This window comes from Nocardioides sp. P5_E3, from assembly GCF_054049275.1.
This window is the reverse complement of sequence record NZ_JBFUMR010000020.1, coordinates 1-15,220: the sequence shown is the minus strand read 5'-3', so window position 1 is coordinate 15,220 and position 15,220 is coordinate 1. Positions and strand designations below refer to the sequence as shown.

Sequence of the window (15,220 nt, the reverse complement as noted above, 5' to 3'; positions counted from 1 at the left end):
CCGACCGGGTTCGCGCCGACCTGCGCCGCTTCCAGCAGTTCTGAGAGGCCCTGAGCGGCCCCTCGACACACCCGCACACCCGACCGACCCCAATTCGGGCCCAGCCGGGCCTACCCCCATGAAGGCACCCATCTTCCGAGGCGAGAAGCACATCGAGCTCGGCGAACGCCCCGACCCGATCATCCAGGACCCGACCGACGCCGTCGGCCTCTCCGCCGTACTGGCCGCACACAAGCTCGGCGCCAGCCGCATCATCGTGCTGTCCCGCTAGCGACTGTTACCGGACACACCCAGACCCGACAGCGGTGACGTCATATGGCGGACTGGCCCTCGGTTCAGTTCTGCACGTCATTGGTGGAACACGGTGATGGCCAACACGTCCGCGACGATGCCGCCCGAGGCGCTTGAGATGTCCCCGCTGGCGTGAGGTCCGGATGTCCACTCAGCGAAGGCCCACGCACCCGCGTTGACCTGATAGTTGTGGCCGGCGAGACCGAACCACGTCAGCTCGATGGGGTTGCCGACACCGAAGCCTCCGCTGTCATAGCTGCCTTCTTCCGGGTCGGACCAGAAGCCCGGATTCTTCCGAACCCGGAAGCGCTTGTCCTGGCCGACCTGCAGAAGGGTCGAGCCCTCCATCACCGTCATCTCGGTGCCGCCCTCGGACAGCGCCACGGCTCCCGTGGCACCAGACTTGACGCGGCACGACTCCGAGGACCTCCGCAGAGAGCGTGCGGTCATCCAGTGGTCCCGGTCAGAGTGCACCGTGACTCCGAATCCGGCGTGCGCGTCACACCGGCGCCGCCCCCATGCGCTTGCCCGGATCCGGCCCGTTGGGCGATCCGGCGTGTTGTCGAGGACCACAGATCCCACGGCCCACCGCCAGTCGTAGTGGAACGGGATGGCGAACACCTCGACGCCCCCGCTCGCGGCGTTGGCGAACACGCCCCCGAGGTTCGGTACCTGTCCGTTCGACGGTCGTGTGACGTCGAGCGTCATCGCGTCCAAGAAGGTCGTCTGTTCGAGCACCAGAGCGTCGTTGGCCTCCTTGATCAGGGCCTCGTCGGCCACGATCTCAACCGTCCTCCGCTCAGCTGGCCGCGCAGTTGCCCGGGCTACCGCCATGTCTGTAGCGCGTCGAACGGAGTTCAGTTGATGGGCGCGGTCGCGCAGCGCCTCGATGGATTGTTTGATCGACTCCTGCTTGTCGACATCGGTCTCCGAGTCGAAGTTGACGACTACCTCCGTTGATCCTTCGTACTCCGTCATCGTGTCCCTCCCGGCCACGAGATGCGCGGGTCGCACCCGCGTCTCAGTGTCCTCCGCTGCTTGCGCCCCGACCAGCCCACACCAGACCAGCAGCGCAGCGGGGGAGCAGACAGATGACGCGGACGGCTGCGCGGTCAATGGGTCCCTCGAACCCGAGTCCACCCGCCGCCAAAGCCCGTCAACCGATACGACACAGCGCAACCTCCATGGCCCTCCGCTACGACGGAGGTCCCGGCCGAAGCGACGCGCGGACAGCCGCGGTCGCGCTCGCCGGCTCTTCTCCCTCCGGTCGGCCGCCCGATCGACTGCCCGCCAACGGACTCCTCCTCGGGAGGTGAAGCCAGGGCTGTGTCGCGTCCGTACTGTCCCTTGTCGTCGCCTAGGCCCCGGAAGAGGTGGATGACATGAGATCAGGGATCGGGGAGCGGCTCGGCGTCGAGGGCCACAGGGCGCGGGGCAAGGGGGCACGCGAGGCGGCACCCCGGTCCAGCCACGCGGTGTGGTCGCCGCCGGCGGACCGCCCAGAGAAGGCCTCAGCGAGTGTCGAGTCCATGCTCCCGCCGGTGCTGACCGTGTACGCGCGGCAGTGCGGATGGACCCTGGCCCGCGGCCATGCTCGGTCGGGAGACCCGATCGCCATCTCGTCGTACCTCGGAAAGGGCGACGACTTCGACTCCGCCGTTGCGGACTTCTCACGCAGCTACGCCGACCAGAACGAGCAGGACTTCCAGGCGTTCGCCGACGCGGTCCGCATCGGGCGCCTCGACGCCGTTCACGATGGGTGAGCCAGTGGGTGATGACGGAACGCCGTACCTCCTGACGAACGCCGAGCTCGAGACGGCTGAACGCTTCGCGGGGCTCGAGGCGGTGTTCGATCCCGTCACACGCGGCCACCTGACGCGACTCGGGCTGGCCCCGGGATCACGCTGCCTGGAGGTGGGCGCCGGTAGCGGCTCGATTGCCCGCTGGATGGCGGACCAGGTGGGATCCACGGGACGGGTCCTGGCAGTCGACCTCGATCCCCGTTGGTGCCGACGCGAAGGCCGCGAACAGCTCGAGGTGCGCGACCTGGACCTCGTGCGGCAACCCATCCCGGCCGGCCCATGGGACGTCATCCACGAGCGGCTGGTGCTGCAGCACATACCCGAGCGACTCGTCGTGCTCGCTCGCCTGGTGGATGAGCTGGCGCCCGGTGGCGTGCTGCTGATCGAGGACTTCGACACCGGCGAGGTACGAACCATCGATCGGGCCGGCCCGAACCACGAGCTCATCGTCGACATGGCACAGGCCTTCAACCGACTCCTGGGAACCCGGGGCGGTACGAACGACTTCGCGGCCAACGCCCTGCGCGCCCTGCGGGGTCACGGGTTGGCGGGCACGGGGGCCAGCGGTCACGTGTGCGTCGACCAGGGCGGCACCGGCTGGGCGACCGTCCAGGCGGCCAACGCCCGCCAGGTGCGGGACGGGCTGGTCGCCGAGGGCGTCGCATCCCACGACATTGATCGGTTCCTCGCGGTCCTGGCCGACCCCGACACCATCGTCGGTTCGAGCGTGCTCATCAGCGCGTGGGGGCGCCGCCCGGGTCCCGCGCCGGCGGAGTGACTCTGCCCGCCGCCGTGGGAGGTCTGCTGGTCCAGGGCGCCGTCGCTGCGCTGCGACCGGTGCCTAGGCTGGGACGGCCATCCCCGAGCACGAACTGAGGTCGCTGTGCCCGCCAGCCGTTCCGCCCGACAGAGGAAGGCCACTGCCGAGGCCGGAGAGCTGGCCGTGGTCCGCATCGACGTGAGCCCCGACGACTCCTTCGCCTACAAGATCTCGTGCACCCAGTGCGAGGTCCCGCGCCCCGGGAGTGGCACCCGCGCCTGGAGCACACGCCGGCCGGGCGAGGACAACGGCTACATGGCCGCGATGGATCGATGGATCCTCCACCTCACGTCCAGGCACCCCGACTCCGAGGCCCCGTGCCTGAGCTACCTGCCCGAGGCCCGTGCACGCCTTCAGGAGCGACGCGACTCCCGGGACTGAGCGAGGTCCCTTGCCGCTCGGCAATGCGGCCGGATCCGAGGACTCAGCCTTCATTCCAGACCTAGGCTGACCTGGACCGCCCTTCTAGCCCACGACCCGAGACGGAACCGATGATCGACTTCGCGAACGGCACCATCGTCAAGCTCAGCCCGTCACAGGCCGGAGAGGACGTGATGAACATGCTCGTCCAGGGCGAAGAGGTGTATCGCAGCTTCAAGGGCGCACGTGACTCCGTGCACTTCACGAGCAAGCGCATCATTGCGGTCAACGTCCAGGGCCTCACTGGCAAGAAGATGGACTACTCGTCGCTGCCCTACTCCAAGATCCAGGCATGGTCAGTCGAGACCGCCGGGAGGTTCGACCGGGACTGTGAGCTCGAGATGTGGTTCAGCGGACTCGGGAAGGTCAGGCTCGAGTTCGCGGGCTCCGTGGACATCAAGATCCTTGGACAGATCATCGGCGACCACGTCCTCTGAGCGGGTTGGGCGGCAACCGACGCTCAGCCGCCCGCAGACAGCGCCTCGGTCAGTCGGCAACGGCGGCCGCGTCGGAGGGGATGTCCTCCTTGTGGGCGTTGATGAAGACGACCGACACGATCATGGCGACTGCGAAGAAGGCGGCGCCCCAGTAGAAGGCCACGTGGTAGCCGTGGATGAACGCGAGGGGCAGGGTCTGCTGCCCCTGCTCGGGGCTGGCCGGCGGGTTGTCGGTGAAGTACGCCGTCACCGCCCCGGCGAAGATCGTGTTCAGGAGCGCGGTGCCGAGCGAGCCGCCGATCTGCTGCGAGGTGTTGAGCACGGCGGAGGCGACGCCCGCGTCGTGGCTGCCGACACCGACGAGTGACGTACTGGCTGCTGGGATGAACACGCCGGCCAGGCCCACCGACATGATCACCATCGCCGGGAAGACCAGCGCCCAGTACGACGAGTCCTGGTCGATCCGGGTCAGGAGCAGCATCCCGACGACTGCCATGGCGAGTCCCGGAACCATCAACGCCCGCGGGCCGAGTCGGGGGAGCAGCTGGGCCACCACGCCCGCGGCCAGGATGATGCCGAGGCTGAACGGCAGGAAGGCGAAGCCGGCCTCGAGCGGTGTGTAGCCGAGGTTGACCTGGAAGTAGTAGGTGAGGAACAGGAACATGGCGAAGAGCCCGGCGCCCACCAGCAGGAACACCAGGAACGACCCGCCGCGGTTGCGGTCCAGGACGACGCGCAGCGGCAGCAACGGGTTGCGGGCCCGTTGCTCCCACAACACGAACCCGACCAGCAGGACCACCGCGGCGATCAGGAAGGTCACCGTGCTCGGATCGGCCCAGCCCTGCACCTCGGTCGAATTGGGGTCGTCGGGGTTCTTGACCCGGGCGGCCTCGGTGAAGCCGTAGACGAGGGAGAACAAGCCGAGGGTCGCCAACAGGACGCCCGGCACGTCGTACCTGGTGTCGCCGTGAGCCTTGCTCTCGCGGACCAGGGGGACGGCCGCGGCAGCGACGATCAGGGCCACGGGCACGTTGACGCCGAGGCACCAGCGCCAGGAGGCGTACTCCGTGAGCACGCCGCCGACGATCAGGCCGATCGCGGCCCCGCCGCCAGCGAGCGCCCCGAACACCCCGAACGCCTTGGCCCGCTCCTTCGGCTCCGTGAACGTGACCGTCACGATGGACAGGGCGGCCGGCGCCATCAATGCTGCGAAGGCTCCTTGGAGGGCGCGCGCGGCGAACAGCAGCTCCTGGTTGGGTGCGAGCCCGCCCAGCGCGGACGCACCGGCGAACCCGAGGAGGCCGATGATGAAGGTGCGCTTGCGGCCCGTGTAGTCGGCGATCCGGCCACCCAGCAGGAGCAGGGCGCCGAAGGCCAAGGTGTACGCCGTGACCATCCACTGCCGGTCCGCGTTGCTGATGTCGAGGTCCGCCTGCGCCGACGGGAGGGCGATGTTCACGATCGAGGCGTCCAGGATGATCATGAGCTGGGCGGCCGCCAGGACGGCCAGCGCCCACCAGCGACCCGGGTCCGGGCCGTCATGCTCCGACGGGTTGTTGCCAGGGCGGGCAGGGGGTTCGCTCACGACACCTCATCTCACGATCGATCCGCGTTGGTCGGGTGCCGGCTGGCCCTGATGAGTGGCCACACTGCCGTTGGTGACCCGACCCAACTTTCATGGAAGGCCTGACCCGAAGCCCCGGTCAAGCCACAAATCGACGATGTTGGCCCGCGCCGGACTCCTACACTTGCCTGATGGTGGACCTCGACGCCGTCGAAGCGCGGATCTGGGCGCTCCTCGATCCGTACCGGGACGAGCTCGAGGACGCGACCATCTACGGCATGCCGTCGCTGCGCTGGCCGGGATCCGGCGCTCACGACTACTTCGCAGCAGTGAAGCGGAGCGCGCGGAAGGTCAGCCTGTACGCGATCGCCGTGGACACGTGGCCGGAGACGCTCGAGGCCTCCTCCGAGGACCTCCGGGCCCGACGCACGGGGAAGGCGACCTTCTCGTTCCCGTCGCTGGACGAGGAGCTCGCGTCCGAGCTCGAGAGGTTCCTCGGGCGGCTGTACCAGCCATATCGCGCCCACCACGCGAGCCGCCCCAGTTCGTAGCGGATGCCCCGATAACGTCCGGGGGTGGCCAGCTCCCGACGATCCAGCGCTCGTCGACGCAGCGCGTCCCCGCGCAGGAGCGGCACGCGCAAGCAGCAGCGGCCGTTGCCGGTCGCCGGGCCGGGCGAGCGGCTGTGGGTGCTCGACGTCCCGTACGGGACGCAGGTCGACGGCGCCAGCTGGCACCCTGCCGTCAAGACCCACCTGTACGTCGGGCGCGTCCTGCCCGCGCGCCTCGCCCCGTACGCTCCCGGCCCCTACACGCTCGGTCGGTTCATCGAGAACACCCTCAACCCGGACGATCCGACACCCGGCCCTGAGCCGACCGACGACCTCGAGCCCCGGCGGATCCAGTTCGAGGCGGCCGATGCGATCGCGGCGCGCGCCGAAGCGGGAGGACGGCAGTTCCTGCTCGCCGACGAGCCCGGCGTGGGCAAGACGATCTCCGCGGTCCTCGGGGCGACGGCGGTGGGAGACCTCCGCGGCGCGCGACGGGTGCTCGTCGTGGCCGACCGGCCCGCCGCGATCACGATCGGCCACTGGTGCCGCACGATCACGGCCCTGGGGGACGGCGGCCTGGAGTGGGTCGTGATCACGTGGGACCGGCTCGAGAAGGTCAAGGACCACACCTGGGACGTGATCATCGCGGACGAGGCGCACGCCCTGCGTCGTACGACGACGAAGCGGTGGAAGCTGTGGGCGCGGATCTCCGGTCACGGGAAGCCGCACGACAAGGCGCCGTTCGTCATCGCGACCACCGCGACGCCCGGACACACCCCGCTCGAGCTGCCGTACCTCGCTCCGGCGTACGCGCAGGTGCTGGGCGAGTCGATGCGGGAGTGGACCTCGGCGACGCAAGCAGGGGACACGTTCGCCACCGCGCTCGAGCGCCACGGTGTCGGGGTCGAACGGGGACGCTACGGCGCGACGTGGACCACCGACCCGGCGCGGCGCGCGGCGGACCTCAAGCTCGTGCGGGGCTGGCTCGACGAGGAGCGGCCACCGGCCATGCTGCACCGCGCCGCGCCGTGGGGGCCGGTGCCGATCTCCGGCATGCCCGTGACGCTCACGCCGGCGGAGCGGTCGGCGTACGAGGCCGAGTGGGGTGAGTTCTGCCGCGAGATGGACATCGCCCGGCGCGGTCGCAACGTGGCGAAGGGTCGGGCCGCGCTCCTGCGGTTCCGGCAGAAGGCCGGGCTCATCCGCGTGGACTCGACGGTCGCGTGGATCGCCCAGCAGGTCGAGGCCGAGCGACAGGTGGCCTGCTCGGTCGAGTTCGTCGCCACCGCCGCCGACCCGATCGCCGACCGCCTGCGCGACTCCGGCATCGAGGTCGCATCGATCTACGGCCGCGACCGGTTCGACCCGGAGGCCGAGCGGCTGCGGTTCCAGACCGGGCAGGCGAAGGTCTGCGTCTTCACCACGGTCGCCTCGATCAGCCTGCACGCCGGGGAGACGCTTGCCGACGGCCGCAGAGCGAGCACGGAGCCTCGGGTCGGTGTCTTCCACCAGGCCCGCTTCTCGGGCATCGCCGGAAGGCAGGTGACCGGCCGCACCCACCGTGACCACCAGGTCTCGCCGTGGCACATCGCCTATGCCGAACGGACCGTCGAGGAGCAGGTCGGCAAGGTGATGGTGGAGCGGATCGCCGCGGCTTCCGACACGGTGGGCAGCGACACCACCGGCCTCGCCGACCTCGCCCAGCTCCTCGGAGCCGACTGGCTGCCGGTGGCGAGCCTGACCGAGGACGGCGCCTGAGCGTGCGGCTGGTCGCCGCCCTGCTCGCGGTGCTCGGCGTCTCGGTCGGCTGCACAGCGACGTCGTCGGGTCCGGGACCGGACGGCGACCGGCCCGGCTGCGGGCCGGTGTCGTCCGCCGACGTCCGCGGCGAGCAGCCGACGTACGGGCCGGACGAGCTCGCCCGCTTCCCGAACGACCATGCGTTGTGCGCAGGTCGGTGGGTGCCGGACGCGAGCGAGTGGCTGGTGCCGCAGGGGATGACGGTGAAGGACGGGACGGCGTACGTCGCGAGCTTCGACGGGACCCAGGTGGGCGGTCAGCGCCTCTGCACGATGCAGTCGGTGGACCTGAGGTCCGGAGAGATCGTCGAGTCCCGCTACCCGGTGCGCGGTCGGGTCGGGCCACGGCAGCCGACCGAGTGCCGGCACGGCGGAGGCGTCGTCGCCGACGAGCACGGCGTGTGGCTCGCCGAGACGCAGCGGCTGTGGCTGCTCGACCCCGACACCCTCGAAGTGGAGCGGGGCTGGGCATTGGCGGAGCCGGTGCGCGGTTCGTTCGCGGTGTGGGGCGAGGACGGTGAGCTCGGGCTGGGGAGGTTCCGGGCGGAGAACCCGGCCCGGCTCTGGTGGTTCGACACAGATCGGCTGCTCGACTCGTCGTCGTACGAGCTCAGCCAGGCGGACGCGGTCGGTGAGGTGAAGGTGCCGTCGGACACCCAGGGGGCGATCTGGGCCGAGCTCGGGGGAGTGGGGCCGGGGCTGTGGTTCGCGCGGTCCAACACGACGTGCGGCGTGCTCGTCGGTCCGGACGGGAAGAGCCGGTCGTTCGTGCCCGGCGCGGAGGGGATGGCGCTCACCGCGCCCGACCAGCTGTGGGTGGTCAGCGAGTCGGGGTCGCGGCTCTACCAGGAGAAGGGGCGGCCGCTGACGCCCATGCTGGCCCGCTTCGACACCTCCGACCTCGGGTCGTGGGCAGCGCCGGCCTGCAACCCCTGACGCCGGTCAGAGGCGCAGGACCCGGCCGGCGACGACGAGGTGCACCTCGTCGCAGGCGGCGGCGACGCGCTGGTTGACGAGACCGAGCAGGTCACGGAACAGCCGGCCGGAGCGGTGCTCGGGCACGACGCCGAGGCCGACCTCGTTGGTGACGAGCACGACGTCGTGCTCGCAGCGGTCCAGCGCCTCGACCACCTCGTCGGTGCGGGCGAGGACGAGGGCGTGGACGGCGTCGGAGTCGTGCTCCCAGGCGTCGTCCGCGTCGATGATCGCGGTGAGCCAGGTGCCGAGGCAGTCGACGAGCAGCGGGTCGCCGGCCCCTGCGATCACGCCCGCGAGGTCCTGCGTCTCGAGCGTGCCCCAGGCGGCGGGCCGGCGGTCGCGGTGGGCGTCGATCCGGGCCGCCCAGTCGGGGTCCTGCTCGCGGTCCGGCGGCGTGCCGGTGGCGACGTACGTCGCGGGGGCGCCGCCGATGAGGTCCTCGGCGTGGGTGGACTTGCCCGACCGCACTCCGCCGGTGACCAGGATCCGCATGGCGCGCATCCTGTCAGAACCGGCGGTCAGGCGGTGGCTGCCGCCAGCACCAGCACGGCGAACGAGACCTCCACCGCCGCGCCCAGCACGTCGCCCGTGATCCCGCCGAGTCGTCGTACGCACCGCAGCAGCAGGGCGAGCACGACGGCCACCATGGCCACCACCCCGAACACCGTGGACCACGCCGACCCCAGGCCGTGGCCGGCCAGCCCCACGACGACGGCGACCACCACCAGCGACGCGGCAGCGGCCACGACCGGCACCGACCCCACGTGGGTGACGCCGAGCCCGTCGGCGCGGGCGGCGGGCACGCCGCGCACGCAGGCGAGCGTCAGCGCGGCCCGGGACGCACAGACCAGGACCCCGACCACCCACCAGCCGTGGTCGTGTCGCACCACGGCCGTCAGCCCGGACGCCTGCAGCCCCGCGACGAGCACCACCGCGACGACGCCCGCCGGCCCGACGGGGCCGGTGCGCATCACCTCGAGCGAGCGCGCGGGGGAGTACGACGCGGTCAGGCCGTCGGCGGTGTCGGCCAGGCCGTCCCAGTGGAAGGCGCGGGTGCCGAGCGCGAGCACCAGCAGCACGACGTACGCCGTCGCGAGCGCCGGGAGCCCGACCCAGCCGGCCACCATGACCACCGCCGCTGCGGCCAGCCCGAGGGGGATCACCGCCAGAGGCGCGAGGACCATCGCGAGGCCGGCGACCCCACGGTCGACCCGGCTCGGCGGCGGGACGCGGACGGCGGTGAGCGTGCCGGTGGCGAGCAGCCACGCGTCGCGGAGGGTCACGAAGGCAGGATCTCCGAGAGCAGCGCCACGTCACGCAGCACCGCGACCCCGGAGCGCAGCAGCGGCAGCGCCGTGACGGCGCCCGAGCCCTCGCCCAGGCGCATCCCGAGGTCGAGGAGCGGCTCGAGGCCGAGGGACTTCAGCGCGTGGGCCTGGGCGGGCTCGGTGGAGCGGTGGCCGGCCAGCCACCAGGCGGCCGCTCCCGGCGCGTGGGCCTCGGCCACGACCGCGCAGGCGACCGACATGAGGCCGTCGAGCAGGACCGGCACCCCGCGGGTGGAGGCCTCGACCAGGAACCCGACGGTGGCCGCGAGGTCGGCGCTGCCCAGGGCGGCGAGGAGCTCGATCGGATCGGAGGTGCGGCCCTCGGCCCGCGCGAGGGCCTGCACGACGACGTCCCGCTTGCGGGTCCAGCCGTCGTCGTCGATGCCGGTGCCGCGACCGGTCACCTCGTCGGCCGGCAGGCCGAGGGTCGCGGCGACGAGCGCGGCGGCGACGGTGGTGTTGCCGATGCCGAGGTCGCCGGTCATCAGCAGCTGAGCGCCGTCGTCGACGAGCTCCCCGGCCAGCTCGGCACCGAGGGCGATCGACCGCTCGGCCTCCTCGCGGGTCAGCGCGTCGGTCAGGTGGATGGCGCCGGAGCCGCGCCGGACCTTGCGGGCGGTGACCTCGGCCGGGAGGTCGTCGAGGTCGGCGTCGACGGCCACGTCCAGCACGATGACGGCGACACCGTGCTCGCGCGCCAGCGCGCTGACGCCCGCACGGCCCGCGACGAGCGTGCGCACCATGGCCTCGGTGATCGCGGCGGGATAGGCCGACACCCCGTGCGCGGCGACGCCGTGGTCGCCGGCCAGCACCACGAGGCGTACGTCGGTGAGCCGACGCGGGGGCACCACGCCCTGGGCCGCCGACAGCCAGACGCCGAGCTCGCCGACCCGGCCGAGTGCCCCCGGCGGGGTGGCCAGACCGGTGAGGCGCTCGCGGGCGAGGGCGGCGGTCTCGGGGGAGGGCGGGGCGACGCGGGACGACTCGTTCATGGCGGCAGCAGCCTAGTGACGGCTCCGCCGGCGTCGCCTGCCAGTCTTGCCCGCGTGACCGGCCACTCCGTCCTGCAGCTCCCGGTGCCGCCGCTGGAGGGATGGGTGCGGGAGCGGACCGCGCACTACGACGTCGGGTTCGTCTCGGCCGACCCGCGCTTCGGCCACGCGCACATCACGGCCCTCGGACCCTTCGCCCCGACCCCGAGCACGACCGACCTCGAGACCGTCGCCGGGATCGCGAGCGCGACCCCGCCGGTCCGGGTGCGCCTCGAGCGCCTGGGCCAGTTCCCCAACGGGATCATCCACCTCGTCCCCGACCCCGACGACGCGCTGCGCGACCTGACCGCGCGGCTGGTGGCCGCCTTCCCCGGGTGGCCGCCGTACGGCGGTGAGTTCGGCGCCGACGTGCAGCCCCACCTCACCGTCGACGCGGCGTCCGACGACGTCGACCTCCCCTCGACCGCGGCGCTGCTCGCGGACGTCGTACCCGTCGACGTGGTGCTCGACCGGCTGCAGCTCGCGTGGTGGGAGACCGACCGCTGCCACGTGGTGGCGGAGTGGGCGCTCGGTCGTTGACCGGCGTGCGGACCGGCATGGCAGGATCACGGCATGGCTTCCTGGGCACACCTCGAGATCACTGTCGACGACCAGGGCAACGTGGAGGTCGGCGGCTACAACGCCGACCCCGAGGCGCTCGTGGAGGGCACCGAGTCGTGGGAGGACCTCCTCTCCACCCTCGGCGTCAACGGCTGGGAGCTGGTGCAGGTCATCCCCGGCGTGGAGACGACCTACTGGTTCAAGCGCCACGCCTGACGGCCGCCTGACGCCGGCATGAGCGACCTCCAAGACCGCTTCCGGGCGGCGTCGGCATCGGCCGACTGGATCTTCCACCGCCCGCCGTCGACGCCCGCGGCGATGCTCCGCGAGCTCGCCGACCACGCCGAGGCCAACGACCTCGCCTGGGACCGCTACGGCGAGCGCGGCGCGGTCGCCCAGCTCGAGGTCGAGGTCGCCGAGCTGCTCGGCAAGCCCGCCGCGGTGATGTTCCCCAGCGGCGTGATGGCCCAGCAGGCGACCCTGCGGGCCTGGTGCGACCGGGCCGGCTCGCGCCGCGTCGCGCTGCCCGACCTGTCGCACCTCGTGCACCACGAGCAGGACGGCCCGCGGCGGGTGCTGGGTCTCGAGCTCGAGTGGCTCACCACGGGCCGGCGCACCGCCACGGCCGACGACCTCGCCGCGGTCGGCGGTCGGCTGGGCGCGGCGATGGTCGAGCTGCCGCTGCGCGACGCCGGCTGCCTGCTGCCGTCGTGGGACGACCTGGTCGCGCTGTCCGAGGCCGCCCGCGAGCGTGGCGTACGCCTGCACGCCGACGGGGCGCGGATCTGGGAGTCGGTGTCCTACTGGGACCGCAGCCTGGCCGAGGTCGCCGCACTGTTCGACTCGGTCTACGTCTCGCTCTACAAGGGACTCGGCGGCTCCAGCGGCGCGCTCGTGGTCTGCCCGGACGACCTCGCCGGGGAGCTGCGCTCGTGGCGACAGCGCATGGGCGGCACGCTCTTCTCGCTGACCGCGCCGGCGGTGGGCGGGCTGATCGGCCTGCGGGAGCACCTCGGCCGTTTCGGCGACTACCGCGCGTGGGCCGTCGAGCTCGCGGCGGCCCTGCGCGAGCAGGGGTTCCGGACGTTCCCTGACGAGCCGCACATCGGCACCTTCCTGGCCTACGCCCCCGGCACGGCCGACGAGGTCAACGAGCGCGTCGTCGCCTTCGTCGAGGAGCGGGGCGTCGTCGCGTGCGGACTGTGGCGCGACGCCGACGTTCCGGGCTGGGTCGAGACCGAGCTGACCTGCTACGAACCGGCGATCCGCCACGACCCGGCCGAGGTGGCTGGTTTGATGGCGGCGGCCGTCGGGGAGAGTCCACCCGGCACCTAGCGGAGCACGGGGGAGTGGCAGTGACGGTGGGCGGACGCGTACGACGCGGGATGCAGCACGCAGCAGTGGTGGCCGTCCTCGCCGGAGGAGCCTCGTGGGGGCTGGCCTCGCCGGCCGCTGCGGCAGGCGACCTGTGCGACCGCGGTGTCGTCTTCGACGACGCCGACGTCCTCGACGACCGGGTCGTGGCCCGTGCCGCGCGCGGGGCCTTCGACGACGGGCGGGTGACGGTCAAGGTCATCGCCTGGCGTGACACCCCTGGCGCCGGCGACCTCTACGACGCACTCCTCGCGGCCCGCCGGCAGTGCAACGGGTGGGGCTTCACGGGCGGCGGCCGGCAGTCGCTGCTCGTCCTCGGGGTGTCGGTCGACGGGCGCGAGCTCGGCAGCCACTACGACGGCCGGGCCTTCGGCCGCTTCGACGCGGCTCGCGACGACGTCGAGCTAGACGGGATGGGACCGGCGTTCGGCAACGGCGCGTGGACGGACGGCATGCTCGCCGGCCTCGGCGGCTACGCCGACGCGTACGCCTCGCAGAGGTCCGACAACGACTCGGGTGCCCGCCCGGGCAGGCTGCCCGACGGCTACGACCCCTTCCCCGACGACCCCGACGACACGGGATCGAGCGGCGGCGCGGACGTCCCGGGCTGGGCTCTCGGGGTGCCGGTCGGCCTCGCCGCGGTCGGTGGTGCCGGGTGGGGCGCCACACGCGTACGACGCCGCCTCAAGGCACGCGCGGCCGCCCGGGCCGCCCTCGGGACGGCGACGAGCGCGATGGCGCAGGCGTGGTTCGAGCTCGACGAGAGCAACGAGCTGATCGACGCCCGCGTCGCCGCGTTGCCGCGCGTCAGCGACTCGGTCGCCGACGAGATCCGTACCGAGCACGCACAGGCGGTCGCGGTCCGGGATGCCGCCACCGGGACCTACCTGAGGCTCTCCGAGCTGCACACCGACATCGCCATCGCCGACACCGACACCGACGAGGCGCTCCGCGCGACCCACGACGTCGACGCGGCGACCGGTGGCCTGCGGGAGGCGCAGGCCGCGATGGCCGCGGTCGAGGTGCGGCTCTCCGCCTACGACACGTTGCGCGCCGAGCTGCCTGCCCGGGTGGCCGCGCTGCGCGCCCGGGCGACCGTCGTGTCCGGGCTGATCGCCGACCGGCAGGGCGAGGGCTACCGCACCACCGACAACGACGCCGCCCCGCAGGCCGCCGAGGAGGCGGCCCGGCAGGTCGAGGCGCTGGTCGCCGAGCAGCGCTTCGGAGACGCCGGAGCGGCGGCCGAGCGCGCCGACATCGACCTCGCCGCCCACGAGTCGTGGCTCACCGGCCTCGCGGCGTTCCGGGCCGCGCTGGAGCACGACACCGCCGCGCTGAGGACGCGCACCGCCGAGCTCGACCGGGCGATCGCCGACGCGTACGTCACCACCGAGGTGCTCGAGGGCGACCAGGACCCCAGCTGCGTGGACGGGGTACGCGTCGCCGTGGACCGCGCGGCGGCAGCGCGGAAGGCCCTCGACGGGACGATCCGCACGGTGGAGGCCCACACGTCGATGTCCGACCAGCAGTTCGCGCAGGCCCGCGAGGAGCTGACCGCGGCCCAGCAGTCGGCCGACGCGATCGCGGCCGACGCGGCACTGCCGGCGCAGCGGGTCGAGCAGCTCCGCGCGCTGTCGGTCGACCTGCCGCTGCGGGTGCAGCGCGCCGTCGTCGAGGCCGATGCCGTCCAGGGTCAGGTGACCACCCACCCGGCGGCGATGACGTTCCTCGCCGTGGTACCTGATGTCTCGACCCTGCGGGCCGGCGCGGTCTCCGTCGACGACGACCTGACGACGCCCCGCCCGCCATACCTCCGCCTCGACGAGGAGCTGGCCGACGTCGAGGCCGGGCTGGTGCGGGCCCGGGCCGAGGTGGACCGGGCGATCGCCGACCACGAGGCGTCGCAGCGAGCGCTCGAGGACGCCGCGTCGGCCATCGTCGCCGCCCGGGGCGAGGTGCGGCACAGCGACGTCTCGCGCGCCGCCAGCGACCTTCTCGAGGAGGCCGCGGCGCTGCTCGCACGCGCGGAGACCGAGACAGGGTCGCTTGCCGCGATCACGTCCGGAGCCGAGAACGCCAAGGATGCCGCCAACCGGGCAGGCGCCCGGGCCCGCCAGGACCGCCGCGACGCCGAGCAGCGACGAGAGGCTGCGCGCCGGGCGGCGGCCGCCAGCCGGCGCAGCTCCGGCGGGGGCGGTTTCGGTGGCGCCTCCGGCGGGGGCGGTGGCTCCCACGGGTCCGGCGGGGGCGGTGGCTCCCACGGG

Annotated in this window: 17 protein-coding genes; 12 read left to right on the top strand and 5 right to left on the bottom strand. The window is 72.6% G+C overall.

Annotation, left to right across the window (positions count from 1 at the left end):
* Positions 1 to 118: 118 nt before the first annotated feature.
* Positions 119 to 271, top strand: a complete 153-nt coding sequence (locus ACXJKB_RS13705; RefSeq protein WP_457189222.1) for a hypothetical protein — start codon at positions 119 to 121, stop codon at positions 269 to 271.
* A 77-nt stretch (positions 272 to 348) separates the two neighbouring features.
* Here the strand turns inward: ACXJKB_RS13705 and ACXJKB_RS13700 are convergent, their stop codons facing one another.
* Positions 349 to 1,269: a hypothetical protein gene (locus ACXJKB_RS13700; RefSeq protein ID WP_457189220.1), complete on the bottom strand. Its 921-nt coding sequence runs from the start codon at positions 1,267 to 1,269 to the stop codon at positions 349 to 351.
* 404 nt (positions 1,270 to 1,673) lie between these two features.
* On the opposite strand from ACXJKB_RS13700, the gene ACXJKB_RS13695 reads away from it, so the two are divergent.
* The 4 genes from ACXJKB_RS13695 (at position 1,674) to ACXJKB_RS13680 (ending at position 3,770) form a co-directional block, all read left to right on the top strand.
* The gene (locus ACXJKB_RS13695) at positions 1,674 to 2,054 is read left to right on the top strand and encodes a DUF2252 family protein (RefSeq protein WP_457189218.1); all 381 of its coding nucleotides are present in this window, start codon (positions 1,674 to 1,676) and stop codon (positions 2,052 to 2,054) included.
* Entirely contained in the window at positions 2,047 to 2,871 is an 825-nt protein-coding gene (locus ACXJKB_RS13690; RefSeq protein WP_457189216.1) for a class I SAM-dependent methyltransferase, read from the top strand. The genes ACXJKB_RS13695 and ACXJKB_RS13690 overlap by 8 nt, the downstream gene beginning before the upstream one ends.
* Positions 2,872 to 3,036: 165 nt before the next feature.
* Entirely contained in the window at positions 3,037 to 3,294 is a 258-nt protein-coding gene (locus ACXJKB_RS13685) for a hypothetical protein (protein WP_457189214.1), read from the top strand.
* 110 nt (positions 3,295 to 3,404) lie between these two features.
* Positions 3,405 to 3,770, top strand: a complete 366-nt coding sequence (locus ACXJKB_RS13680; RefSeq protein ID WP_457189212.1) for a PH domain-containing protein — start codon at positions 3,405 to 3,407, stop codon at positions 3,768 to 3,770.
* A gap of 49 nt (positions 3,771 to 3,819) precedes the next feature.
* Here the strand turns inward: ACXJKB_RS13680 and ACXJKB_RS13675 are convergent, their stop codons facing one another.
* Entirely contained in the window at positions 3,820 to 5,355 is a 1,536-nt protein-coding gene (locus ACXJKB_RS13675; RefSeq protein ID WP_457189210.1) for an MFS transporter, read from the bottom strand.
* A gap of 170 nt (positions 5,356 to 5,525) precedes the next feature.
* On the opposite strand from ACXJKB_RS13675, the gene ACXJKB_RS13670 reads away from it, so the two are divergent.
* From ACXJKB_RS13670 to ACXJKB_RS13660, 3 genes are read left to right on the top strand one after another with little or no spacing between them, the layout of a single operon-like run.
* The gene (locus ACXJKB_RS13670; RefSeq protein ID WP_457189208.1) at positions 5,526 to 5,885 is read left to right on the top strand and encodes a hypothetical protein; all 360 of its coding nucleotides are present in this window, start codon (positions 5,526 to 5,528) and stop codon (positions 5,883 to 5,885) included.
* A gap of 24 nt (positions 5,886 to 5,909) precedes the next feature.
* Entirely contained in the window at positions 5,910 to 7,643 is a 1,734-nt protein-coding gene (locus ACXJKB_RS13665) for a helicase (RefSeq protein WP_457189206.1), read from the top strand.
* A gap of 2 nt (positions 7,644 to 7,645) precedes the next feature.
* Positions 7,646 to 8,620, top strand: a complete 975-nt coding sequence (locus ACXJKB_RS13660; RefSeq protein WP_457189205.1) for a hypothetical protein — start codon at positions 7,646 to 7,648, stop codon at positions 8,618 to 8,620.
* A gap of 6 nt (positions 8,621 to 8,626) precedes the next feature.
* On the opposite strand, the gene cobU is transcribed toward ACXJKB_RS13660, so the two are convergent.
* Genes cobU through cobT form a run of 3 tightly spaced genes read right to left on the bottom strand, consistent with a single transcriptional unit; the run spans position 8,627 to position 10,982 of the window.
* The gene (gene cobU, locus ACXJKB_RS13655) at positions 8,627 to 9,154 is read right to left on the bottom strand and encodes a bifunctional adenosylcobinamide kinase/adenosylcobinamide-phosphate guanylyltransferase (RefSeq protein ID WP_457189203.1); all 528 of its coding nucleotides are present in this window, start codon (positions 9,152 to 9,154) and stop codon (positions 8,627 to 8,629) included.
* Between the two features lie 26 nt (positions 9,155 to 9,180).
* Complete coding sequence (locus ACXJKB_RS13650; protein WP_457189201.1) at positions 9,181 to 9,945, bottom strand: adenosylcobinamide-GDP ribazoletransferase; 765 nt, start codon at positions 9,943 to 9,945, stop codon at positions 9,181 to 9,183.
* Entirely contained in the window at positions 9,942 to 10,982 is a 1,041-nt protein-coding gene (gene cobT / locus ACXJKB_RS13645) for a nicotinate-nucleotide--dimethylbenzimidazole phosphoribosyltransferase (protein ID WP_457189199.1), read from the bottom strand. Before cobT ends, ACXJKB_RS13650 begins: the two co-directional genes overlap by 4 nt.
* 54 nt (positions 10,983 to 11,036) lie before the next feature.
* Here cobT and ACXJKB_RS13640 point away from each other — a divergent pair, with 54 nt between their 5' ends.
* From ACXJKB_RS13640 to ACXJKB_RS13625, 4 genes are all read left to right on the top strand, one after another.
* Positions 11,037 to 11,561, top strand: a complete 525-nt coding sequence (locus ACXJKB_RS13640) for a 2'-5' RNA ligase family protein (RefSeq protein WP_457189197.1) — start codon at positions 11,037 to 11,039, stop codon at positions 11,559 to 11,561.
* 33 nt (positions 11,562 to 11,594) lie between these two features.
* Entirely contained in the window at positions 11,595 to 11,798 is a 204-nt protein-coding gene (locus ACXJKB_RS13635; protein ID WP_191196112.1) for a hypothetical protein, read from the top strand.
* 18 nt (positions 11,799 to 11,816) lie between these two features.
* Complete coding sequence (locus ACXJKB_RS13630) at positions 11,817 to 12,917, top strand: threonine aldolase family protein (RefSeq protein ID WP_457189195.1); 1,101 nt, start codon at positions 11,817 to 11,819, stop codon at positions 12,915 to 12,917.
* A gap of 14 nt (positions 12,918 to 12,931) precedes the next feature.
* Positions 12,932 to 15,220, top strand: a 2,289-nt coding sequence (locus ACXJKB_RS13625) for a hypothetical protein (protein WP_457189193.1), incomplete at its 3' end; no start/stop codon positions are given.

Coding starts and splice junctions, on each gene's coding strand:
- ACXJKB_RS13705 (WP_457189222.1), top strand. CDS start 119: ATGAAGGCACCCATCTTCCGAGGCGAGAAGCACATCGAGCTCGGCGAA.
- cobT (WP_457189199.1), bottom strand. CDS start 10,982: ATGAACGAGTCGTCCCGCGTCGCCCCGCCCTCCCCCGAGACCGCCGCC.
- ACXJKB_RS13630 (WP_457189195.1), top strand. CDS start 11,817: ATGAGCGACCTCCAAGACCGCTTCCGGGCGGCGTCGGCATCGGCCGAC.
- ACXJKB_RS13680 (WP_457189212.1), top strand. CDS start 3,405: ATGATCGACTTCGCGAACGGCACCATCGTCAAGCTCAGCCCGTCACAG.
- cobU (WP_457189203.1), bottom strand. CDS start 9,154: ATGCGGATCCTGGTCACCGGCGGAGTGCGGTCGGGCAAGTCCACCCAC.
- ACXJKB_RS13635 (WP_191196112.1), top strand. CDS start 11,595: ATGGCTTCCTGGGCACACCTCGAGATCACTGTCGACGACCAGGGCAAC.
- ACXJKB_RS13695 (WP_457189218.1), top strand. CDS start 1,674: ATGAGATCAGGGATCGGGGAGCGGCTCGGCGTCGAGGGCCACAGGGCG.
- ACXJKB_RS13700 (WP_457189220.1), bottom strand. CDS start 1,269: ATGACGGAGTACGAAGGATCAACGGAGGTAGTCGTCAACTTCGACTCG.
- ACXJKB_RS13690 (WP_457189216.1), top strand. CDS start 2,047: ATGGGTGAGCCAGTGGGTGATGACGGAACGCCGTACCTCCTGACGAAC.
- ACXJKB_RS13670 (WP_457189208.1), top strand. CDS start 5,526: ATGGTGGACCTCGACGCCGTCGAAGCGCGGATCTGGGCGCTCCTCGAT.